This is a genomic window from Dokdonella aquatica, from assembly GCF_051987395.1.
In the GTDB taxonomy this organism is placed as follows: domain Bacteria; phylum Pseudomonadota; class Gammaproteobacteria; order Xanthomonadales; family Rhodanobacteraceae; genus Dokdonella.
Genome location: NZ_CP197094.1, coordinates 4,452,235 through 4,476,083, shown reverse-complemented (window position 1 = coordinate 4,476,083; position 23,849 = coordinate 4,452,235). Strand labels below are relative to the sequence as shown.

At 63.8% G+C, this 23,849-nt stretch carries 15 protein-coding genes and 1 tRNA gene; 10 read left to right on the top strand and 6 right to left on the bottom strand.

The features are described 5' to 3' along the window. Positions 1–509 precede the first annotated feature (509 nt). Both ACQQ2N_RS19900 and ACQQ2N_RS19895 read right to left on the bottom strand, forming a co-directional pair. Positions 510–1,526 (bottom strand): hypothetical protein, encoded by a 1,017-nt coding sequence (locus ACQQ2N_RS19900; RefSeq protein ID WP_440223318.1) that lies wholly within the window; start codon positions 1,524–1,526, stop codon positions 510–512. Next, positions 1,523–2,272: a CsgG/HfaB family protein gene (locus ACQQ2N_RS19895; RefSeq protein WP_440223317.1), complete on the bottom strand. Its 750-nt coding sequence runs from the start codon at positions 2,270–2,272 to the stop codon at positions 1,523–1,525. Before ACQQ2N_RS19895 ends, ACQQ2N_RS19900 begins: the two co-directional genes overlap by 4 nt. An 80-nt stretch (positions 2,273–2,352) precedes the next feature. On the opposite strand from ACQQ2N_RS19895, the gene ACQQ2N_RS19890 reads away from it, so the two are divergent. From ACQQ2N_RS19890 to ACQQ2N_RS19865, 6 genes are all read left to right on the top strand, one after another. Continuing rightward, entirely contained in the window at positions 2,353–3,699 is a 1,347-nt protein-coding gene (locus ACQQ2N_RS19890; protein ID WP_440223316.1) for a replication-associated recombination protein A, read from the top strand. A gap of 59 nt (positions 3,700–3,758) precedes the next feature. Then, complete coding sequence (gene dacB, locus ACQQ2N_RS19885) at positions 3,759–5,333, top strand: D-alanyl-D-alanine carboxypeptidase/D-alanyl-D-alanine endopeptidase (RefSeq protein ID WP_440223315.1); 1,575 nt, start codon at positions 3,759–3,761, stop codon at positions 5,331–5,333. A gap of 305 nt (positions 5,334–5,638) precedes the next feature. After that, entirely contained in the window at positions 5,639–6,199 is a 561-nt protein-coding gene (locus tag ACQQ2N_RS19880) for a hypothetical protein (RefSeq protein ID WP_440223314.1), read from the top strand. Between the two features lie 514 nt (positions 6,200–6,713). Continuing rightward, positions 6,714–7,070 carry a VOC family protein gene (locus tag ACQQ2N_RS19875; RefSeq protein ID WP_440223313.1) on the top strand — a complete coding sequence of 119 codons (357 nt, stop codon included), beginning with the start codon at positions 6,714–6,716 and terminating at the stop codon, positions 7,068–7,070. Between the two features lie 207 nt (positions 7,071–7,277). Beyond that, positions 7,278–8,552: a serine--tRNA ligase gene (gene serS, locus ACQQ2N_RS19870; protein ID WP_440223312.1), complete on the top strand. Its 1,275-nt coding sequence runs from the start codon at positions 7,278–7,280 to the stop codon at positions 8,550–8,552. Between the two features lie 428 nt (positions 8,553–8,980). Beyond that, positions 8,981–9,070, top strand: a tRNA-Ser gene (locus tag ACQQ2N_RS19865). A gap of 993 nt (positions 9,071–10,063) precedes the next feature. Here the strand turns inward: ACQQ2N_RS19865 and ACQQ2N_RS19860 are convergent. From ACQQ2N_RS19860 to ACQQ2N_RS19850, 3 genes are all read right to left on the bottom strand, one after another. After that, a complete protein-coding gene (locus ACQQ2N_RS19860) occupies positions 10,064–13,720 on the bottom strand; it encodes an AAA family ATPase (RefSeq protein WP_440223310.1) in 3,657 nt (1,218 codons plus the stop codon). Between the two features lie 39 nt (positions 13,721–13,759). Beyond that, positions 13,760–14,812, bottom strand: coding sequence for an NACHT domain-containing protein (locus ACQQ2N_RS19855; protein WP_440223309.1), 1,053 nt, complete (start codon positions 14,810–14,812; stop codon positions 13,760–13,762). 317 nt (positions 14,813–15,129) lie between these two features. Continuing rightward, positions 15,130–16,029, bottom strand: coding sequence for an AraC family transcriptional regulator N-terminal domain-containing protein (locus tag ACQQ2N_RS19850; protein ID WP_440223308.1), 900 nt, complete (start codon positions 16,027–16,029; stop codon positions 15,130–15,132). Positions 16,030–16,164: 135 nt separating this feature from the next. On the opposite strand from ACQQ2N_RS19850, the gene ACQQ2N_RS19845 reads away from it, so the two are divergent. Then, positions 16,165–17,004 carry an oxidoreductase gene (locus ACQQ2N_RS19845; protein ID WP_440223307.1) on the top strand — a complete coding sequence of 280 codons (840 nt, stop codon included), beginning with the start codon at positions 16,165–16,167 and terminating at the stop codon, positions 17,002–17,004. 611 nt (positions 17,005–17,615) lie between these two features. On the opposite strand, the gene ACQQ2N_RS19840 is transcribed toward ACQQ2N_RS19845, so the two are convergent. Then, positions 17,616–18,833 carry a citrate synthase gene (locus ACQQ2N_RS19840; RefSeq protein WP_440223306.1) on the bottom strand — a complete coding sequence of 406 codons (1,218 nt, stop codon included), beginning with the start codon at positions 18,831–18,833 and terminating at the stop codon, positions 17,616–17,618. Between the two features lie 129 nt (positions 18,834–18,962). Here ACQQ2N_RS19840 and prpB point away from each other — a divergent pair, with 129 nt between their 5' ends. From prpB to acnD, 3 genes are all read left to right on the top strand, one after another. Then, on the top strand, positions 18,963–19,865 hold the full coding sequence (gene prpB / locus ACQQ2N_RS19835; RefSeq protein WP_440223305.1) for a methylisocitrate lyase: 903 nt from the start codon (positions 18,963–18,965) through the stop codon (positions 19,863–19,865). Then, entirely contained in the window at positions 19,862–21,013 is a 1,152-nt protein-coding gene (prpC, locus tag ACQQ2N_RS19830) for a bifunctional 2-methylcitrate synthase/citrate synthase (RefSeq protein WP_440223304.1), read from the top strand. The genes prpB and prpC overlap by 4 nt, the downstream gene beginning before the upstream one ends. A gap of 213 nt (positions 21,014–21,226) precedes the next feature. Then, a complete protein-coding gene (gene acnD / locus ACQQ2N_RS19825; RefSeq protein WP_440223303.1) occupies positions 21,227–23,842 on the top strand; it encodes a Fe/S-dependent 2-methylisocitrate dehydratase AcnD in 2,616 nt (871 codons plus the stop codon). Positions 23,843–23,849: the final 7 nt, after the last annotated feature.

Below are 23,849 nucleotides of genomic sequence, written 5' to 3'. Positions count from 1 at the left end.
AGCGATTGGGTGTCGTGCATTCCCATGACGCGTTTATGGATCGCACTCCTCGAGCTGTTGGTTTCGCACGGCATGACATGGCAGCCGCTTCGGCTTTGGAATCGACCTGGATCTGGCATCGATGAAGATCGAGTGGTCGTGAGGCGTTGACTCCGTGTGCGACGCTCAAGGGGATGACCAGCGCTACGCGCTGTTGTGAAGCACCTCCGGCTTTCGCCGGAATGACGAAACTCCCTGAGGGTTCGATTGCTCCGAGCGCGGCTGCGCGAGCGTCCCCGACGAATACGGCACTCGCCTACATGCAACCACTTCTCGTCATTCCGGCGGCTCTCAACAGCCGAATGGCTGGTCAAGCCGGAATCCCCTTGAGCGCTCAGCGAAGAGTGACGCCATGAGGCTCGGATGCGGCTCTCTCTTCCGACATGCTTTTCCGCCGACGAATTCACGCAACTCCCCAGTGGAAGAATCGTCATCACCCGGGCGTCACGCACCTCACCATTGGACAGTGATCACCACCCCGGCGGCCGCAACTGCACGCCGTGCTCGACGTCCCGCGTCCCGTCCATGATGGGCGTGTAGCCTTGCGGGATCGCGAACGTCGCCGCGTCGATCGTCGCGGCGGCGTCGATGCGCAGCGTCGCGGTGCCAGCCTCGCGGCCATCGCGGTAACAGGTGCGCCGCAACGCGATCGTCGGCGCGCGGCGTGGTTCGGCGAGCTGCGGGGTCAGGCTCGCGATGCCGTCGCCGAGGCCCTGGCCGATCGTGACCATGCGCCTGAGGCGCCGCATCGCCGACGCCTCGACGCCGAGCGTCTCGAGCGGCGCGACGCAATCCTCCTGCAGCACGGCATCGCCGCGGCGCGTGCGCTCGATCGTGCACGCGATGCCGTCCACGGTGTCGTGGCCGGCATCGCGATCGGTGGTGGTCGTGCGCGACACCAGCGGCACCGCTTCGGGTGCGGGCGGCTGGACCGGCTGATCGGCATGCCGGCGCCGGCCCTTCGCGCCACGGTGCGGTGCGGGGTCCACTGCCGGGACCTGCGCGCTCATGCGTTCCGCACAGCGCATCGCCGCCTCGGCGTAGTCGGGATCGCCGACGCCCTTGTCGGCGAGATCGGGGCAGGTCTGCACCTGCTGCGCGCGGAACAGCGCGATCGTCGCGTCCTGGTCCATGCCGGTGAGTGCCTCGGCCTGCTTGTCCGCGGCGATCAGCGAGCTCTTGCCGACATCGCCCTGGAAGTCCACCGCATCGTCGTCGGATTCCATCGTCACCACGTTGCGCGTCATGTGCAGGAGCGTGTGCATGAGGCGCTCGTCGTCGTCGTACAGCGTCGACACGCGCATGCCCTCGAAGTCCATGTCGACGCGTGCGTGAAGGCCGTCCATCGTCATCGTGTCGAACTCGGTCGTGCAGCTGCCCGTGCGTTCGTAGGCGAGGCGCGTGCCGGCGGATGCAGGCGCCGCGGCCAGCAGCGCTGCGAGCATCAGGGCCGGGTACGTCGTGCTTCGCGCGATCGACAGGTTCATCGCGTGCCTCCGTCGTGCTTGAGCACGCGGCGTGTCGTCGCGACGCGGCGCTGGTCCTTGTCGGCGAACGTGGCGAGGCAGGCGTCGCGCACGACCATCGCGCATTCCAGGTAATCGATGACCTCGAGGATCGCCGCGCGGACAACCTTGGCGTCGGCCTCGCCGTTCAGCGACTCGTAGCCGAAGCCGAGGCCGCCGAGGTCGGCGCCTGCCGACGCACGCGTCTTCGTCGTGCGGCCTTCGACCGAACGGGCCCAGGCGATCTCGCCCGTCGTCGCGTCGACGACGCGCAGGTCGATCGCGAGATACGCCGTCTCGGATTCGCGCGAGCCGCCGAAGCCGGCCAGCATGCCGCGCGCGGTCTTCTTCTCGACGCCGCGCTCGAACGCCGTGACCGTGCCCATGACGAGGTAGTCGGCGCCGGTGAGTTCGCCGATGCGTGCGCCGTCGCCGGGCTTGAGATGTCCCGAAGCGGCGAGATCCTGCTCCTCGAGCACGGCGGCGAGGCGGCGGCGTTCGACCACGGTGAAGACCGGGCGTGCCGCGAGCTCGTTGGTAAGGATGTTCGTGAACACGCGGCCGACGCCGCCCTGGAACGGCATCGCGCCGGTCTCGTCCTGGAACTTGATCACGCCGAGAACGGGGCGATCCGCGTCGCCGGCCGTGGCGAGCGCAGGCATGAGTGCAGCGATGCCGGCCAGGGCGGCGTGCAGCAGGTGACGTCGAAGGACACGGGCAGGGCGCATCGGGGTTCCGAAGGAGGGTTCGATGCCCATGACGCGAAACCGCCGCGGAACCTATCGCGCGGCCCGCGTATCATCGCGGCATGCCCCGCCGAAAAACCGCCGCGCCGACGCTGTTCGGCGAACCCGAAGGCCTCAAGCCGCTCGCCGAGCGCATGCGTCCGCGCACGCTCGACGAAGTGGTCGGCCAGTCTCGCCTCGTCGCCGAAGGCCGCCCGCTGCGCCGTGCGATCGAGAGCGGCCGCATCCACTCGATGATCCTGTGGGGGCCGCCCGGTTGCGGCAAGACCACGCTCGCGCTGCTGCTCGCGCGCTACGCCGACGCCGATTTCAAGGCCATCTCCGCCGTGCTGTCCGGCCTCGCCGACGTGCGCGCGGCACTCGCCGAGGCCGAGGCCAACTTCGGCCAGGGCAAGCGCACCGTGCTGTTCGTCGACGAGGTGCATCGCTTCAACAAGGCGCAACAGGACGCGTTCCTGCCGCACATCGAGCGCGGCGTCATCATCATGGTCGGTGCGACCACCGAGAACCCGTCGTTCGAGCTCAACTCGGCGCTGCTGTCGCGCTGCCGCGTGCACGTGCTCGAGGCGGTATCGCCGGCCGACATCGCCGCCGCGCTGCGCCGCGCGCTCGACGACAGCGAGCGCGGCCTCGGCACGCAGCAGCTCGCGGTCGACGACGAAGCACTCGGCCTCATCGCGCAGGCTGCCGACGGCGACGTGCGTCGCGCACTGACCTTGCTCGAAATTGCCGCCGAACTCGCCGAGGGCGGCCGCATCGACGAGGCCACGCTGACCCAGGTGCTGGCCGATCGCACGCGCCGCTTCGACAAGAGCGGCGAGCAGTTCTATGACCAGATCTCGGCGCTGCACAAGTCCGTGCGCTCGTCCGATCCCGATGCCGCGCTGTACTGGTGCACGCGCATGCTCGACGGCGGCGTGGACCCGGCCTACCTCGCGCGGCGCATGACGCGCATGGCGATCGAGGACATCGGCCTCGCCGATCCGCGCGCGCTCACGCTCGCGCTCGAGGCCTGGAACACCTACGACCGCCTCGGCTCGCCCGAAGGCGAGCTCGCATTCGCCGAGCTCGCGATCTACCTCGCGATCGCGGCCAAGAGCAACGCGGCCTACATGGCGTTCAACCACGCCAAGGCCGAGGTGCGCGCGAACGGTACGCTAGAGGTGCCGATGCACCTGCGCAACGCGCCGACCAAGCTCATGAAAGGCCTCGGCTACGGCAAGGATTACCAGTACGACCACGATGCCGAGGGTGGCGTCGCGCTCGATCAGCAATGCCTGCCCGACGCGCTCGCGGGTCGCGTGTTCTATGCGCCTGTGCCGCGCGGGCTCGAGCTCAAGATCGGCGAGAAGCTCACGGCACTGCGCGAGGCGCGCGCCAAGGCGCGCGGCGAGGGTGGCGACGCATGAGGCGCACGATGCTGCGCGTCCTCGTTGCGTGCCTGTCCGTTTCATCGTCGTGCACCGTCATGGCGGCAGTGCCGCCGGCCGACACGCGCCTGTCGACGCTCGCCGCGCGGCTCGATGCCCATGTCGACGATCCGCGCTTCGCCGCGGCGGCGTGGGGCGTCAAGGTCGTCTCGCTCGACACCGGCGCGACGCTGTACGCGCGTCATCCCGACGCGCTGTTCGTGCCCGCGTCGACCGCCAAGCTGTTCACGGCGGCGCTCGCGCTCGACACGTTCGGTCCCGATCACCGCGTCGCGACGAGCCTGTTCGCGACGGCGAAACCTGCGCGCGACGGCGAGCTGCGCGGCGATCTCGTGCTCGTCGGCTACGGCGATCCGACACTCGGCTTCGATACGCGCACCTCGTGGGCCGACACGTTCGCGATCGCGTTGCGCAAGACCGGCACGACGCGCGTGCGCGGCGACCTGATCGCCGACGCGACGTGGTTCTCGTCGCCGACGTTCGGCAACGGCTGGGAGGCCGGCGACCTGCAGAGCTGGTTCGGCGTGCCCGCGAGCGCGCTCAGCGTCGACGAGAACATCGTGCGCGCGTTCGTCATGCCGGGGCCCAAGCCCGGTTCGCCCGCCAAGCTGCGTTTCGAGCCCGAAGCCTCGGCACCCGAAGTCGAGACCACGCTGACCACGCGCGAGAAGCGCGAGGGCAGCGACATCAACCTGTACCGCGCGCCGGGCGACACGCGCCTGCACGCGTTCGGCGCCGTCGCCGCGGGCAGTGCCGAGCAGACCTACCGCGTCGCGCTGCACGATCCCGCGCTCGCCGCGGCGGCACAGCTGCGAGAGGCGCTCGCGCGCCAGGGCGTCACGCTCGGCGGCAAGCTGCGCAGCGTCTACTGGCCGCACACGCACGATGCGCTCGCCTCCGACACCTTGCAGCGCATCGGCGACATCTGGTCGCCGCCGCTGTCGGAGATCGTCATGCGTGGCCTCAAGGTCTCGCAGAACCTCTACCTGCAGAACCTGCTGCTGCTGGTCGGCCGCAAGGCGCAGGACGACGCGCTCATGGTCGCCGTGCCGACGGCGTTCCGCAGCACCGAGAACCGCGGCGTCGATGCGCTGCGCACGTTCCTCGCCCGGCTCGGCATCACGCCCGATGCCGCGACGATCGAGGACGGCGCGGGCCTGTCGCGCCGCAACCTGACCTCGCCCTCGGCGCTCGTGACGCTGCTCGTGCACGAAGGCACCTCGCCGGCCGGTGCCGCGTTCCGTCGCGCGCTGCCCGAGGCCGGCGTCGACGGCTCGCTCACGGTGCGCATGCGCAACACGCCCGCGCAGAACCGCGTCCACGCCAAGACCGGCAGCATGGCGCACACGTATTCGCTCGCGGGCTACGCCGAGACGGCCGCCGGCGAGCGCCTCGCGTTCGCGATCCTGCTCAACCAGTTCCGGCAGCCCGCCGGAACCACACCGCCTCGGCGGCCGTCGGCCGAGCTCGATGCGATCGCGATCGCGCTGGCCGAACTCAGCGAACGCAGCGTGGCGCCGCCGTCCGTGCCGGCCATGCCGCCCGCACCCGTGCCGCTGCCGACCGTACCGACACCCGCGGAACCGACGGAAGAGCCCGCCGGCCAGCGTTGACGTTCGGTCCGCGGGGCTGGATGCCGTGCTTCGCCGCCGACCCGATGGATGGCGCATCGCGCGTGACACTGACGTCGTTTTCGCCGAGTCGGGGCGAGCCGTGTCGACGTGCGTGGCATGCCGCACGGCCGGATCTGCGCCGGGCCGTGAAGCCGCATGGCCAGCCCGGAACCCACGTCGGGGCGCTGGCGTGCGCCATCGTTCCCTCGCAGGACGGACGCGTCACGGAATCTGACGGTTTCCCTCTTGTCCCCGTCGAGGCGCCGGCGTAGCGTGCACGGCGCAAACACTCTGGGGAGCGTGTCATGCGTATCGCTGTCGCCGGCCTGCTCGGGGCCATCGTGATGTTCATCTGGCAGATGCTGTCGCACATGGTGCTGCCGATCGGGGAAATGGGCATGCGCGCGCCGCAGAACGAGGATGTCGTGCTGCAGGCGATCAAGGCCGAGTTGCCGCCGCCGGGCATTTACATGCTGCCGTACCTGTCGCCCGAGGGCATGAACGACGAGGCCGTGGTCAACGCCTGGCAGGCGAAGGCCAGGCAGAATCCGTTCGCGTTCGTGGTCGTGTCGGAGCAGAAGGCCGAACCGATGTCGATGGGCAAGGAACTCGGCGTGCAGTTCACGACGAACCTGCTCTCGGCGCTCATCATCGCGCTCGTGCTCGCGTCGACCGCATGGACGTTCGCGCCACGCGTGATCGGCAGCGCGCTGTTCGGCGTCTTTGGCTGGCTCGCCTGCGTCGTGCCGCAATGGAACTGGTACCGCTTCCCGGCCGACTTCATGATCGGCGGCCTCATCGAGCAAGGCGTGGGCTGGCTGCTCGCAGGCCTCGCGATCGCGGGCTGGCTCGGCCGCCGCCGCTGAGCACTCGCTTCGGCACCCTTCGACCCCGTTCGTCACGAGCCTGCTCGCTCCCCTCTCCCCTTGCGGGAGAGGGGCCGGGGGGAGAGGGGGAACGGCGGCGCAGGACACCTCCGCGCCGCATCTCCGAATATCGTCGCTCGACTTTGCCGCGTGCCCGCTCCCCTCTCCCCTCGCGGGAGAGGGGGAACGGCGGCGCACGACACCTCCGTGCCGCACCTCCGAATGTCGATCGCGCGCCCCCGCCGCGTGCCCACTCCCCTCTCCTCTTGCGGGAGAGGGGCTGCGGGAGAGGTAACGACGGCACACGACACATCCGCGCCAAACCTTCGAATGTCGATCGCGCGCCCCTGCCGCGCGCCCGCTCCCCTCTCCCCTCGCGGGAGAGGGGCTGGGGGGAGAGGGGGAACGACGGCACACGACACATACGTGCCGCATCCGGGTGCGGTCGTCGACGCACAGTCTCCGCCCACGAGCGCCGCCGCCGTATGCTCATGGACCGCCACGGAGACACCGCATGACCGACCACGCCGGCGCCGACCGCCGCATCGACAACATCGAGTTCAACGTCAGCAACATCCACCGCAGCAAGGTGTTCTACGGTGCCGCGTTCGGCTGGACCTTCACCGACTACGGTCCCGGCTACACCGAGTTCGATGACGGCCGCATCAAGGGCGGCTTCACGACCGACGGCGAGGTGCGGCCGGGCGGCCCGCTCGTGATCGTCTACGCGAAGGACCTCGCGCTGGCCCAGGAACGCCTCGAGGCGGTAGGCGCGACGATCAGCAAGCCCGTATTCGCGTTCCCGGGCGGCCGCCGATTCCATTTCCTCGATCCCGACGGCTACGAACTTGCCGTCTGGAGTGCCGAGTGACGCATGGGGTCAGGTTAATTTTTTCGCGCCCGCCATGCCTCGGCGCAGGGGTGAAAAATGAACCTGACCCCATGTCGTGGCGCCGCGTGACGGTCACGCACGCCGTGTCTGCGGCGCCAATCGATCACGGCGTGACACCCGCGTTTGCGGGGCAGGGCACCGCACGGCGATAATCCGCGGTCTTCCCGACCGATCCGGACCGTTCCCATGCTCGATCCCGCCCTCCTGCGCGGCCAGCTCGACGTCGTCGCCGAACGCCTCGCCGTGCGCGGCTTCGCCCTCGACACCGCCGCGATCGACGCGCTCGAGAGCCAGCGCAAGGCCGTGCAGACGCAGACGCAGGAGCTGCAGAACCTGCGCAACACGCGCTCCAAGGCGATCGGCATCGCCAAGGGCAAGGGCGAGGACACGGCCGCGCTCATGACCGAAGTGGCCGGCATCGGCGACCAGCTCAAGGACAACGAGCAGCAGCTCGCCGCGATCCAGCACCAGCTCGCCGCGATCACGCTGCGCGTGCCGAACCTGCCCGACGCCTCGGTGCCGGCCGGTGCGGACGAGACGCAGAACGTCGAGCAGCACCGCTGGGGCACGCCGCGCACGTTCGATTTCCCGGTCAAGGACCACGTCGAACTCGGCGCGCACAACGGCTGGCTCGACGGCGAGACGGCGGCCAAGCTGTCCGGCTCGCGCTTCACCGTGCTGCGCGGCGGCCTCGCGCGCCTGCACCGTGCGCTCGCCCAGTTCATGCTCGACCTGCACACCGAGGAGCACGGCTACCTCGAGACCAACGTGCCGGTCATCGTCAACCAGGAATCGATGCAGGGCACCGGCCAGCTGCCGAAGTTCGAGGACGACCTGTTCGGCGTCGAGATCAACGACTCGCGCCGCTACCTGATCCCGACCTCCGAAGTGCCGCTCACCAACATCGTACGCGACAGCATCGTCGACGCGGCCTCGCTGCCGCTGCGCATGACCGCACACTCGATGTGCTTCCGCGCCGAGGCCGGCTCCGGCGGCCGCGACGTGCGCGGCATGATCCGCCAGCACCAGTTCGAGAAGGTCGAACTCGTCAGCATCACCACGCCCGCGCAGAGCGCCGAGGAACACGAGCGCATGACGCGCAGCGCCGAAGTCGTGCTCGAGCGCCTCGGCCTGCCGTACCGCCGCATGCTGCTGTGCACGGGCGACATGGGCTTCTCGGCCTCCAAGACGTTCGACCTCGAAGTGTGGCTGCCGAGCCAGGGCGTCTACCGCGAGATCTCGTCCTGCTCCAACTGCACCGATTTCCAGGCCCGCCGCATGCTCGCGCGCTTCCGCAACGAAGCCGGCAAGACCGAACTCGTGCACACCCTCAACGGCTCCGGCACCGCCGTCGGCCGCGCGCTGATCGCCGTGATGGAGAACTACCAGAACGCCGACGGCACGATCGACGTCCCCGAAGCGCTGCACCGCTACATGGGCGGCGTGACGCGGCTGGGCTAGACTTCACGCAGCGGCATGCTTTTGTTCTTCGCCGCAGTAGCGCGGTAAGTCACCTACTTGCGTCATCCCGGCGAAGGCCGGGATCCAGCGCCTTCCAATCCATCGGGACGCTGGTTCAGTCGGCAAGTCCAACGCAAAGGCAGGGATGCCCGAGCGAACATCGATCGACACGATCGATGGCCCCGAAGGGGCAAGGGGCGGGACGCCCCGAGTCAAACTGCCGTGGGCAGTCCCTGACCGAAGCGGTACGCGTCAGACAACGGAGAGATGGCCGAGTGGTTTAAGGCAGCAGTCTTGCTCGCGGAGGCATGGATGCCGGAGCGAACATCGATCGGTACGATCGATGGCCCCGAAGGGGCGAGGGGCGGGACGCCCCGAGTCAAACTGCCGTGGGTAGTCCCTGACCGAAGCGGTACGCGTCAGACAACGGAGAGATGGCCGAGTGGTTTAAGGCAGCAGTCTTGAAAACTGCCGTAGGTGCAAGCCTACCGTGGGTTCGAATCCCACTCTCTCCGCCAACATTGCACTCAAAGAGTAATTGGATAAAAAGCGTTTGCAATGATTATAAATAAATAACGACGGCGGAACCAGTAAGCTGCGAGACGGTAAGTCTTGGCATGATGGTGAAATAATATAGCGGAGGTTGATCAAATAATTATCATGTCGGTATATTATTTGGCTCCGGCCATGACAATCCAGAAAATCTTAATCTGGTATTATCCACAAAATATCTGAGCGAATCGTAAGAAAACGCGGCGAGCACGCTACGTGAAGAAAATAGTGCAAGACATCGCTCAAAAGCCCTTTGCGTATCATTTACGTTGAATTGTAAAGCTGCATTTAGTAACTCGTTGGCAATAGGCTCCAGAATACTAATCGCATGATCTTCTCTGAGCTCGAGAAGGTCTTGATTGTTAAGGCCGCATACTTCAATTGTGGCCTTTCCCAACTCGCTTCCGTTGCGAGGGTAGGCGCGCCAAGACCTTACTGGCTTTGATTGGCCATACATAACTGGAGCGAATACAATATGCTCAACGGGATTTATCTGTCCGCTCGGATCTAGTAATAGCGGTACTTCATGCCCAGGATTGGGATCTTCTGGCTGCAGTGAGCGGCTACCAGCAGCTAACGGGAATAAATCGTTTTTCTCAGATCGATTACACGTTGGACATGCAAAAAGGAGATTGTCCCAGCTATAGGCAAGCCACCAGTAACCATGAGTTAAATTGCATCCCGGCGATCGGTTGCATCTTATCTTCGGCCTATAGTGTTCAACATCGTTGAATTGCCTCTTGATTTTAATTTCGCAATAACAGCACTTGTAATGCTGCTGTTGCCATAGTTCATTCGCGACAACATTGTATCCTAGGATGTCTTTGGACGTAGGTGCGCGCCCCAGTGCACGTAGAATTGGAAGCCTATCGTTGCGGACTTGAGTCAACATCGGGGGCTCCGTGCCTCTCGTAATGTTTATCACAGTCAATTATCCCTAGTAGAAAATGAGGGTTTCTTTAAACTGATCTAGGAACAACTTCCCAGCCTGGATCAACTCCACTCTCGGAAAGCTCCTTCTTTAAGTCATCCAATTCTTGTTCTTCAGAACTATTGCGTTGGGCGTAACCGGAAAGAAAAGCATAACGCTTGAGCTTCTGACCTACCTTTTTTGGGTATATATCTTCGATTCCGAAATATCTCCTGTAAAGCTGACCACCTGAAAGTAGCGCTGGAGTGTCAAGTCCCTGCGAGCCCTTTACATGACTATCTTGCTTCGTGAGCATCCAAATCTCATTTGCATCAGCGCCGACTAAGGTTAAGGGGTTATGTGTAGTCGCTATGAACGACATTCTCGGCAGGATTTCTCTTGTCCGTTCCACAATCTCAACCTGCCATCGAGGGTGAAGATGGAGATCGATCTCGTCTATTAGAACAAGTCCCCGTATTTGGCTAATGAAATCCTCGCTAATTACGTGGTCTGACCTATCAGCCAAGTTAAGCCATCGCGCAATGATATCCAAGAACCATCCTGCGCTAGATAAATAGCCATCACTAAGCGAACCAAACGGGAGTCTTGGGCCGGAGTAATCAGAAACCCAAAGTTTTTGATCTATAATTTCAATTTCTTGTACATTTAGTAGCTTTTTAAGTGACTCAGTAACATGCCGAAATATTAGTCTGCTTCTATCGTTCTTTAGCGAATCACCTTCGAGCGAAACAAGCCAAGTCTCGGCCTGTATTAAGTCTGCACCATCATCAAACAAGGTAGCTATCTCTGGCCCATCATCATCTTCGAGATTCACTTGACGAGAAGCACCTCCAAGAGCAGATCCTCTCCGACACCCATACGCAAACAGAGGAAAAAGCCTCGGCTCAATCTGCTCGGGAGACTGTGAAAAACCGATAGATCCACCAGCCCTGATTGTGGTTTTATGCTCTGTACCATCGGACAGGGAAACTAAGATAGATGATTCTTGAGTTTCCTGCTTCGCAAGTAAAGATATATGCTTCCATTGATTGGAAAAAGCCCCTCTCGGCCAAATGCCAGGGAAGCGAATGCTACGCAGCGCAAGAGCGAAACTTCTAAGTAGAGTTGTCTTTCCCACTCCATTTGGACCAAGTAGTAGTATCCATTGCCCTTTATCAATGTCTGGAACTTCAAAATTAAGAGTAAGGTTCTGAATTCCACAAATATTTTTTAGGCTAACCGATGAGACCGCAATCGAGTTCAATGGAAATGCGTTCTTTATGTTATCGGTAGCCGACGAGGACGGCTGTGGCAAAGGAAGGCCAAGCCTGTTCCAATTCGCATGCTCGTTTAAGTCGGATGCGCGCTTCTGAAGTAAAGCTCTAAGGCGCGAAATCGCAAGTATTACGATATCGCGGTTGTCTTTGTAGTGCTGGATTATCCAATTTAGAGTCTTCAGCACTTTTGAAGTCGACCCGGTGTAACCATCAAGTGCAAGAAGTAAGTATCGCACGTAATAATCCCTCATGGTCGTCAGAGTACTGATTATTATTACGATTCTATCGATGTGGACATCCGACGCTTTGCCTAGCGCGACCAGCAGAATAAGCTGATTAACTTCCACGTCCGGTTCTGCTGATATATTCTGATGAATAGCTCGCGATAGTTTATCAACTCTATCGATACCAATGATGTCCTCAATTTTATGCCCGAGATGGCCTATTATTCGCTCAGAGACTTTGCGCACGACCAAAGGATGGCTAGCGGCCTCAACAAAGGAGGTGATTCCGGAATCGATATTATCGATCCAAGTGCTGCTGTCGACCTGACATTTATTTAAGAGTTCAATCCACCTGGAGTGATCCAAAGTTTGTGGTCGAGGTATAAGTAAGGATGCTGCCCAAGGTGACAACTCGATCCATTCGAGGAGTCTTGATTCAACGTGCTCATTCTTCGACCGCGTCAATTTCCATAATACGAGGCAGATGGTTGCGAGAGTCGACTTGATCTTCTTGTTACGACACTCATCGAACGCAAGAATTATCTTGTTCAGCAAGGGCTTGCGGGCAATCCTACTTGATCGCCAAGAGTCGATGTCTAAATAGATCCATGCGGGAATTAGTGAAAACGGAGGAAGTTGATCAACAGTGCTAGCCGACCACGGCGTCGTTGGGTCAATCCCCTCGATAAAGCCGTTGAATGAAATGTGGCCTGAAGCCCAGGCGTCCTCTGCACTCTTCCAGGCCTTCTCATCGCCCAACTCTCCCGACCTCAATTGGTTCGCAAAATTGATGAGATCGTCACCGCTTTCCGCAGTAACTAGGCATGCTTTAAGGGGCCAAGAAGACATCTCTTGGAGCTGATCCCATGAGCCGAGCGAGAAAATTGGAGCTAGGAACTCCAAAGCAGTACAAAGTGTCTCAACACTCGGGTTGTTTTCATAACGTGCGGCAGTTATCCAGGCTTGCCATTTGGCTGATTCGGGTTCTATGCTGGATGGTTCCGTGACGGAAACTTGGTTGGTTCTCAGTGGACTAATACTGAAGATACTAAAGCGACTACTGTAAGGCCAGTATTCTTTTCGCCCATAAAAATCCATCAGCCAAGCTGCCCAGCTACTTGATGGGTTAGTGTCGGAGCTTGCTTTTATTTTCCCGCAGAAAAGGGCCGGATCTATTTGATCCGAAGATTGAGTTACTTTATCTGAAAGCCATCCGCTCAGAGGAGACTCAGACAACGCCAACGCCTCAAATAGAGAAGGGTATCCGTCTCTTGGCGGCCATAGCAAGTTTCCGCATTTTTGAGCCCAGTCATCGTTCTTGTCGGAAGCACTGACTAGAGCAACCCAGGCTGAGCTTTGGTCGATAATTCCTTCTACCCTCTCACTCTTTAGGTTGAGTATCCTATCGCTTAGTACTTCTGATGTAGCTTTGTCTGCGACTCGGCCAAGTCTGCGATGCTCTGGACCTGGCGGAAGCTGCAATAAATCAACCGCCACGGACATGAGCATTCGGCCGCGTTTGGGCTGTGATAGTGCTGCTCCTTCTTCAAGCGTCTCCAGCGACAAGAGAGAGCCGGCGCGAGTGAGATCCCAAGCGATGTCGTTCTCCTTGGTATTCCCGCATATTTGCTCTGAATAAACGTCACGAAGCGGAGAGCCTTCTCCGAAAAATTTGCTAGCCATGAACAAGAGTACGTTTCTGAACATCGGCGCGTCCGCAACTTGCTTCATGCGCGCTTCAATCTCGCTATCGCGACCAGAGCTAAGTGCCCAAGCAGCCATAAATTCTTGGAGAGATCTTATCTCAAAGCCGAATTTTCCTGGTTCTGGCTCGACTAAGAAAACAAGTCGGTTCTCAGCCGCTAATGCAATATCTTTAACAAGTTCTATCCTATCAGAAGAAGCAACTTCATCTTCTTGGAGAACGGAATCAATTACGAACTCGAGCTGCTCTCGAGACATGCGAGACGATGCACCACCAGCTCTTTCAGCTTCAACTTGAAGTAAAAGTCCAGTTCTAGCATGTATTCTTTCGATGTGCGTTCTGTGGTCGGCTAGTAGAGCCGAGGCGAACGTGTTTCTTTCAATTTCTCGGTCGTATGTGTAAGCAAAGTATCTAGAAAAGAGATTCCATCGCTCTTTAGGAGCTCTGCCTAGCTGCTGCACTAGAGCCGTGAGAATCGTCACTTGAAGCGGCGTACTCAAAAGCCTCTCAGTCGCAGGCTCGTTAGCCGCTTCCTTTATTCAGTCAACCGCCTTCTGCCTCTGATCGGCCCCCTGCATTTTTGCAGCAATAAGTTTCTCTGCATACGAAATCGCCTCTAACTTGTTTAAAGGAGATAAATAAAACTTGGTGAAGTTTAGGCCTACTTGTGATAACTCTTCAGAATAGCCTTGTGGTCTTGTTGTAGCCAAAATCTGAGCGCTGGCGTTTCTGCTCGCGAGATACGCGAACATTCTGCGTGAAGATTCGACGATTCTCTCTCTGTCTTCAGCGGCGCCTACTTCGTCTAAACCGTCAAGTACGATAATGGAAGGTGAGTGCGATATCAGTTCTGCTAGCATCTCAGCAGTAACGCCATTCTGCTTGGCGCTGGGTGTACTTGTTACAAAATTAATAATGCTTGGTATATTTGATTCTCTGGGTTGGGCCTGTGTACCAAGCCATACTGCGAGCTCTGGCAGTGATACCTGAATGGGGATCAACGGGGACTTGGGTAGAAAGGTCGTCTCATCGCCTGATTGCAGGTTTTTCGACTGTCGACGATTCGTGAATGATTTAACTATTTCTTGCGTGGACGTCGGGAGCTCATTCAAGAATGGCCTGATCAAGATGGATCTATGAAGTTGGCAGGCTAGCTGTCCTAAAGTTGATTTTCCTTGGCCAGGTCCACCGATAAGCAAAATGGCATCGTTAGTTCCCTTGGATATGCCAAGCGATTCCTGTGAGTTTTTCGAGGCTTCATCGCCCGCTCCCGATTGGAGAACGCGCCCCATGGCGAGGCTTTCAATCCTTCGAGCTAACTTGACCGGCTTAGATTTAAGTAGGCCATCGAGAAACGGTCGCCGGCTTCCTCGATGCTCTTGAGCAGCCGGACTTTCGGATATTGGTAGATCGATGAACACGCTCCTAAGCGGGATCTGGGTGTTAGTATGTCCTCCTTGTTCAAGCTTGGCATACTCGTGCGCCGCGAGCTGCTCAGCAACCCAAGACCGGATACTTGTTAAGGCGTCGGTGTTGAGCTTGGCTTTCCTTACTGATCTTTCCAGGTGGTCTTTTTCATTTGCTTTGTTCATCGCCCGCCCTCTATTGAGGTGTGATTCTTATGTATTCCAACTTACGGAAGATCATGACGGCTTGCCATCGAGTGCGACCGAGTGTGGCGATAAGACAGTTTCTTCTCTAGCTAAATTTCTGCACAATTTCTTGTTGCTTTGCAAGTCGTGCGCGCAATGGATATCTGATGTCTAGGCGGCACTCGGACGTCCAAAGTTGACACAGGGCAGGAGTCACTTCCAGCGATCTGCGCTCAACGGCTTCCTTCTACCGGGTAGTAGTTACGACGGTGTCAGTCTTGATGCGGGCTCCGGGTCGTTGTGCGGTACCGCACTAGCTACGCCACCACCGCCTGCTCTCGCCACCTGCGTGCCGCCTCCGCCGGCGGCTGCCCGAACAAGCGCTTGAATTCGCGGCTGAACTGCGAGGCGCTTTCGTAGCCGACCGCATAGGCGACCGCGGCGGCGTCGGCGGGTTCGGCCATGAGGCGTTCGCGGGCGGCCTGCAGGCGCACCTGCTTCTGGTACTGCAGCGGGCTCTGGCGCGTGGCGGTCTTGAAATGGCGGTGCAGCGACGAGGGGCTCAGCGCGACGTGTGCGGCGAGGTCGTCGATGCGCAGCGGCTGGTCGTAGTGCGTGCGGATCCACGCGATCGCCTGCTGGACCTGGCCGATGCGGCCTTCGCCGCGGGCGATCTGCTGCAAAGTCGGGCCGTACGGGCCGGTGAGCAGGCGGTAGAGGATCTCGCGGCGCACGAGCGGCGCGACGATCGCGATGTCGTGTGGCGATTCGAGCAGGCGCGCGAGGCGCAGGCAGGCGTCGGCGAGGTCGGTCGACATCGCGGCGATGTCGAGGCCGGCGCGCAGCGGCGCGGCAGGTTTCGGTTCGACCTGCATCAGCAGCGAGGCGAGTTCGGTGCGGTCCAGGCGCAGCGACAGCGCGAGGTAGGGCGAGGCCTGCGTGGCGTCGACGATCGCGCCGACGACGGGCAGGTCGAGCGACACGACGAGGTAGTTCGCGGCGTCGTAATGGCATACGTGGTCGCCGAGCACGAGGCGCTTTCGGCCCTGCACGATCACGCACAGCATCGGCTCGTAGACGATCGGCAGCGGCGTGGTCTGCACCGACGAGCGGTGCAGGTCCACGCCGGGGATCGCGGTGGCATGGCTGCCGTCGCGCGCGTGGTGCAGCAGCAGGTCGCGCAGCGGCAGCAGGGCAGGGAGAGTCGTCGTCGCCATGCTGCGACGATAGCAGGCGCGGGGCGCGTGGCCGGCCGCGTTGACAGGATCAGGCAAGCTTCGGCCACGAACGGGCTCACGCCCCGGGGCGCCGGAGGACGAACCTGCACGCCCCCCACGAGCAGGACGTTCCCCATGACTTCCCAAACCTGGTTCATCACCGGCGCGAGCCGCGGCATCGGCCTCGAACTCGCGCGCGCCGCGCTGGCCGCCGGCCATCGTGTCGCGGCGACCTCGCGCCGCCATGCCGACATCGTCGCCGCGCTCGGCACGCACGAAGGCTTGCTCGCGCTCGACCTCGACGTGACCGACAGCTCACAGATCGCAGCCGCGGTCGCCGCGACGCAGGCACGTTTCGGCGGCATCGACGTGCTCGTCAACAACGCGGGTTACGGCTACCTCGGCCTGTTCGAGGAATCGACCGAGGACGACGTGCGCGCGCAGTTCGAGACCAACGTGTTCGGCCTGTTCGCGGTGACGCGCGCGGTGCTGCCGGTGATGCGTGCGCAGCGTCGCGGCCACGTGTTCAACGTGTCGTCGGTCGGCGGTATCTCGGGCGCGGCGTCGGGCAGCCTGTACTGTTCGACGAAGTTCGCGGTCGAGGGCTTCTCGATCTCGCTCGCCGACGAAGTGAAGGGCTTCGGCATCCACGTCACGATCGTCGGCCCCGGCTACATCCGCACCGACTTCCTCGATGCGCGCTCGGTGCGCTTCGCGACGACGTCGGTGGACGACTACGCGGCCTTGTCGGCCGAGCTGCGCGGCTTCTTCGAGGATCGCAGCCACCAGCAGGCCGGCGATCCGGTGCGCCTGGCCGAGGCGTTCCTGCAGCTCGCCGCCGAGAAGGCGCCGCCGCTACGTTTCTCGGCCGGCAGCGATGCACTCGAGATCCTCGACACGCGCCTCGCGTCGCTCAAGCAGGAGCGTGATGCCTATGCCGATCTTTCGCGGTCGGTGGATGGAAGCTGGGCGTGAGGTGATCCACGGCGGAACTCGCGGTGCGGGTTCCGCTGTGGATGTCGAGCATGCCGTGCGCTCGATGCGCTCCACGTCGAGCGCAGCGTTACGGATGCTGGGGAGTACGGCGATTCGCCGTGCGGAGTGACGTCATGGACGATGGCATCCCGCCCGCAACCAAGCATCTCGTCGCCCCGGCGCAGGCCGGGGCCCAGTGCCTTTCGATGTGACGGTGCGCTTGAAAGCGAAAAGCGGGGTGTGGGTCTTTGTATGCGACGTCGCGCGGATGGGGGACGCCACGCTTCACGCGGGAAGGCGCTGGGCCCCGGCCTGCGCCGGGGCGACGTGTCCTTTGAGCGGGTGCCGCGGTGGCGGGCGTGCGCGGAGAGCCAGTCGACCTCGGTGAGAGGGGGCAACGGACTGTCGACGTATGGGTTCCGTGCCGACGATGCGATGCCAGGTTCCACGCCCATGCCATGACGTGCATTCGATGAGATCGTCGTCGTGTCGTCGACGCACGTCCGAATCCGCTGCGCGGGTTCCGCCGGTCCCCATCCGCCCTACTCAAGTGGAAACATGCTCGGATCGCGCGACACGCGCCGCGCGATGGCGCGCGTGACACCGTGCCCTCAACCCGCCGGCTCTGCACCGATGTAGCGCGCGCGCGGCCGGATCAGGCCACCTTGCGTCTGTTGTTCGAGCGCATGCGCGAGCCAGCCGGCGACGCGGCCGGCGGCGAACAAGGCGAGGGCGGCCGGTGCGTCGAGGCCGTGGTGTTCGACGATCGCGGCGAGCATGAGGTCGATGTTCGGGCGCTGGCCGCTCGCGGCTTCGACTTCGTCGATGACGCGCAGCGTCGCGTCGAGGCGCGGCGGTGGCGTCGGCAGTGCGCGTAGAGCCGCGAGCACGGCCGCGCCGCGCGGATCGCCGTCCGGATACAGCGCATGGCCGAAGCCGGGCAGGTCGTCGCCGCGGCGCCAACGTTCGCCGACCCAGGCGGCGAGATCGTCGGCCTGGTGGGCTTCGCGCAGGAAGGCGAGGGCACGCGCGGTCGCGCCGCCGTGGCGCGGTCCCGTGAGTGCCGACAGGCCTGCGCAGACGGTCGCGTGCAGGTGCGCGCCGGTCGAGGCGACGACGCGTGCGGCGAACGCCGACACGTTGAGCTCGTGATCGGCGCACAGCACGAGCGCGCGACGCAGCAGATCGGCGAAGGCCGCGTCGCCGGGTCTCCAGCGATGCGCGAGCAGCGCGTGCACGGGCTCGGCGCTCGGTGCGGTGCCGGCGAGCAATGCCGCGTTCTGGCGCAGCAGCAGGGCGGCCGTGCCGCGTCGCACCGCGGCGCCGGCGTGCAGCGACTGCGGCGAGCCGAGGGCGAGCAGCGGCATCGTCGCGAGCGCGCGTTCGAGCGGCGGCAAGGCGAGGTTCGTCGCGAGGTCGACGGCCGTGGCGGGCCAGGCCGGCGGTGGCGTCGCGAACGGATCGTGGTCGCCGCATTCCCAGAGCAGGCGCGCGGCGTCCTCTAGGCTGGCGCCGTCACGCGCGAGCGCGATCGCCGAGCGGCCGCGGTAGTACGGGCCTTCGGGGCGGATCAGCGAGATCGCCGTTTCCATGACGGGCAGGCCGCGATCGAGGCTTTGCGCGGCACCGCGCGCCGCACCGCGTCCTGCGCGCTTGCGCGCGGCGAGGCGCTCGACGTCGCGCAGGCGGTAGAGGCGGCTGCGGTGGTCCTCGCCGGGACGCGATTCGACGAGGCCGCGGCTCACGTAGGCATACAGCGTGGCCGTGCTGATGCCGAGGCGCGCGGTGGCTTCGTGGGCGGGGATGTAGTCGCTGTCGTCTGGATACATTGATCGACACGATCAAGATTGATCAATGCGAGCGATGGTGCCAGATTGGGCGGTGTTCCGTACCGGCCCGACCACGGCATCGAACGCCGCGCCATGGTCCCGCCCCGCCATCGCTCCCGGGAACCGTCCATGACCCCATCGCTTTCCGCCGGCGCGCGCTTCCGCGCCGCCCTCGCCGAAGAATCGCCGCTGCAGGTGATCGGCGCGATCAACGCCAACCACGCCCTGCTCGCGCGACGCGCCGGCTACCGCGCGATCTACCTGTCGGGCGGCGGCGTCGCCGCCGGCTCGCTCGGCCTGCCGGACCTCGGCATCAACACGCTCGAGGACGTGCTCATCGACGTGCGCCGCATCACCGACGTCTGCGACCTGCCGCTCATGGTCGACATCGACACGGGCTTCGGCCCGAGCGCGTTCAACATCGCGCGCACGGTGCAATCGCTGATCAAGGCCGGCGCCGCCGCGTGCCACATCGAGGACCAGGTCGGCGCCAAGCGCTGCGGCCATCGCCCGGGCAAGGAGATCGTTTCGCAGGGCGAGATGGTCGACCGCGTCAAGGCGGCCGCCGATGCGAAGACCGATCCGGCGTTCTTCCTGATCGCGCGCACCGACGCGATCCAGGTCGACGGCGTCGACGCCGCGATCGAGCGCGCCGTCGCCTGCGTCGAGGCCGGTGCCGACGGCATCTTCGCCGAGGCCGCCTACGACCTGCCGACCTACAAGTGCTTCGTAGACGCCGTGAAGGTGCCGGTGCTCGCCAACATCACCGAGTTCGGCAAGACCCCGCTGTTCACGCGCGACGAGCTCGCCTCGGTCGGCGTCGCGATCCAGCTCTATCCGCTGTCGGCGTTCCGCGCGATGAACAAGGCCGCCGAGAACGTCTACGAGGCGATCCGCCGCGACGGCCACCAGAAGAACGTCGTCGACACGATGCAGACGCGCGAGGAACTCTACGAGCGCATCGGCTACCACGATTTCGAGCAGCGCCTCGACGCGCTGTTCGCCGCGAAGAAACAAGGAGACACGCCGTGAGCGAAGCCGCCATCCCGTTCAAGCCCAAGAAGTCCGTCGCGCTGAGCGGCACGGCCGCGGGCAACACCGCGCTGTGCACGGTCGGCCGCAGCGGCAACGACCTGCACTACCGCGGCTACGACATCCTCGATGTCGCCAATGCCTGCGAGTTCGAGGAGATCGCCTACCTGCTCGTGCACGGCAAGCTGCCGACCAGCGCCGAGCTCGCCGGCTACAAGGCCAAGCTCAAGTCGCTGCGCGGCGTGCCGGCCGCGGTCAAGTCCGCGCTCGAGCAGCTGCCGCCGTCGGCGCATCCGATGGACGTCATGCGCACGGCCGTGTCGGTGCTCGGCTGCGTGTCGCCGGAGAAGGACGACCACAACCATCCCGGCGCGCGCGACATCGCCGACAAGCTCATGGCCTCGCTCGGCTCGATGCTGCTGTACTGGTACCACTTCAGCCACAACGGCAAGCGCATGGACGTCGAGACCGACGACGACTCGATCGGCGGGCATTTCCTGCACCTGCTGCACGGCGAGAAGCCGCGCGACTCGTGGGTGCGCGCGATGCATACCTCGCTGATCCTCTACGCCGAGCACGAATTCAACGCCTCGACGTTCACCTGCCGCGTCATCGCCGGCACCGGCAGCGACATGCACAGCTGCATCGCCGGCGGCATCGGCGCGCTGCGCGGCCCGAAGCACGGCGGCGCCAACGAGGTCGCGTTCGAGGTGCAGAAGCGCTACGACACGCCCGACGAGGCCGAGGCCGACATCAAGGCGCGCGTCGAGCGCAAGGAAGTCGTGATCGGCTTCGGCCATCCGGTCTACACGGTCGGCGATCCGCGCAACAAGGTCATCAAGCAGGTCGCGAAGGAGCTCTCGGACGAGCAGGGCAGCCGCAAGATGTACGACATCGCCGAGCGCCTCGAGTCGGTGATGTGGGACATCAAGAAGATGTTCCCGAACCTCGACTGGTTCAGCGCGGTGAGCTACCACATGATGGGCGTGCCGACCGCGATGTTCACGCCGCTGTTCGTGATCGCGCGCACGTCGGGCTGGAGCGCGCACGTGATCGAGCAGCGCATCGACGGCAAGATCATCCGCCCGAGCGCGAACTACACCGGTCCGGAAGACCTCACGTTCGTGCCGATCGGCCAGCGCACGTGAGTCGTGTCCTTCCCTCTCCGCGAGGGGGAAGGGGCTCCTGAGCCCCTCTCCCTCCGGGAGAGGGGTTGGGGAGAGGGTCCGGTGAAGTGACGACGTCTGCATGCCTCGTCACATGCCCGCACCCTCATCCGGCCCTTCGGGCCACCTTCTCCCGGCGGGAGAAGGGCAAGCGGGCGTCGTGCCCCGATTTCCACCCATTGCACCAGGCCAGCCATGAACAGCCAGCACCGCAAGCCGCTTCCCGGTACTTCCCTCGACTGGTTCGACGCGCGTGAAGCCGTCGATGCGATCCGTCCCGGTGCCTGGGCGACGCTGCCGTACACGGCGCGCGTGCATGCCGAGAACCTCGTGCGGCGCGCCGATCCCGCGCGCCTTAGCGATTACCTCGGGCAGCTCGTCGAGCGTCGACGCGACCTCGATTTCCCGTGGTTTCCGGTGCGCGTGGTCTGCCACGACATCCTCGGCCAGACCGCGCTCGTGGATCTCGCCGGCCTGCGCGACGCGATCGCCGACATGGGCGGCGACCCGGCGCAGGTGAACCCGGTCGTGCCGGTGCAGCTCATCGTCGACCATTCGCTCGCGGTCGAGTGCGGCGGTGCGGATCCGCAGGCGTTCGCGAAGAACCGCGCGATCGAGGATCGCCGCAACGAGGACCGCTTCCACTTCATCGACTGGACGAAGCTCGCGTTCCGCAACGTCGACGTGATCCCGCCGGGCAACGGGATCATGCATCAGATCAACCTCGAGAAGATGTCGCCCGTGGTCTACGTGCAGGACGGTGTCGCGTTCCCCGACACCTGCGTCGGCACCGACAGCCACACGCCGCACGTCGATGCGCTCGGCGTCATCGCGATCGGCGTCGGCGGTCTCGAGGCCGAGAACGTCATGCTCGGCCGCGCGTCGTGGATGCGCCTTCCGGACATCGTCGGCGTCGAGCTCACGGGCCGTCCTGCGCCCGGCATCACCGCGACCGACGTCGTGCTCGCGCTGACCGAGTTCCTGCGCCAGCAGAAGGTCGTCGGTGCCTACCTCGAGTTCCGTGGCGAGGGTGCCGCCGCGCTCACGATCGGCGACCGCGCGACGATCTCGAACATGGCGCCCGAGTACGGCGCGACAGCGGCGATGTTCTTCATCGACGGCAACACGCTCGACTATCTGCGCCTGACCGGCCGCAGCGACGAGCAGGTCGCGCTGGTCGAGACCTACGCGAGGACGGCTGGCCTGTGGGCGGATGATCTCGCCACGGCCGAGTACGGGCGCACGCTGCAGTTCGATCTGTCCACGGTCGTGCGCAACATGGCCGGGCCGTCGAACCCGCACAAGCGCCTGCCGACCTCGGCGCTGGCCGAGCGCGGCATCGCCGACGAGGCCAAGCTCGAGGCGGGCAGGGGCGAAGAGGCGCAGGGCCTGATGCCCGACGGCGCCGTCATCATCGCCGCGATCACGAGCTGCACGAACACCTCCAACCCGCGCAACGTCATCGCCGCGGCCCTGCTCGCGCGCAACGCGAACGCGAAGGGCCTCGTGCGCAAGCCGTGGGTCAAGAGTTCGCTCGCGCCGGGTTCGAAGGCCGTGCAGCTCTACCTCGAGGAAGCCGGCCTGCTGCCCGAACTCGAGAAGCTCGGTTTCGGCATCGTCGCGTTCGCGTGCACGACGTGCAACGGCATGAGTGGCGCGCTCGATCCGGTGATCCAGCAGGAGATCATCGATCGCGACCTCTACGCGACCGCCGTGCTGAGCGGCAACCGCAACTTCGACGGCCGCATCCATCCGTACGCGAAGCAGGCCTTCCTCGCCTCGCCGCCGCTCGTGATCGCCTACGCGATCGCGGGCACGGTGCGCTTCGACATCGAGAAGGATGCGCTCGGCGTCGACGCCGACGGGAATCCGGTCACGCTCAAGGACATCTGGCCGAGCGACGCCGAGATCGACGCGGTCGTGCGTGCGAGCGTCAAGCCCGAGCATTTCCGCAAGGTCTACGAGCCGATGTTCCGCATCGCCGTCGACAGCGGCGAGCGCGTGAGCCCGCTCTACGACTGGCGCCCGATGAGCACCTACATCCGCCGTCCGCCGTACTGGGAAGGCGCGCTCGCCGGCGAACGCACGCTGCGCGGCATGCGCGCGCTCGCGGTGTTGCCCGACAACATCACGACCGATCATCTGTCGCCGTCGAACGCGATCATGCTCGACAGCGCGGCCGGCGAGTACCTCGCGAAGATGGGCGTACCCGAAGAGGACTTCAATTCGTACGCCACGCACCGCGGCGACCACCTCACCGCGCAGCGGGCGACGTTCGCGAACCCGAAGCTCGTCAACGAGATGGTCGTGGTGGACGGCAAGGTGAAGGCCGGCTCGCTCGCGCGCCTCGAGCCCGAGGGCACGGTCATGCGCATGTGGGAGGCGATCGAGACCTACATGGACCGCAAGCAGCCGCTCATCATCATCGCCGGTGCCGACTACGGCCAGGGCAGCTCGCGCGACTGGGCGGCGAAGGGCGTGCGCCTCGCCGGCGTCGAGGCGATCGTCGCCGAGGGCTTCGAGCGCATCCACCGCACCAACCTCATCGGCATGGGCGTGCTGCCGCTCGAGTTCAAGCCGGGCACGACGCGCCTCACGCTCGGCATCGATGGCACCGAGACCTTCGACGTGGTCGGCACGCGCACGCCACGCGGCGACCTCACGGTCGTGATCCATCGTCGCGACGGCAGCACGGTCGAGGTGCCGGTGACGTGTCGCCTGGACTCGGACGAGGAAGTCTCGATCTACGCGGCCGGCGGCGTGCTGCAGCGCTTCGCACAGGACTTCCTCGCGTCGTCGCAGGCGGCGTGAGGAAGGC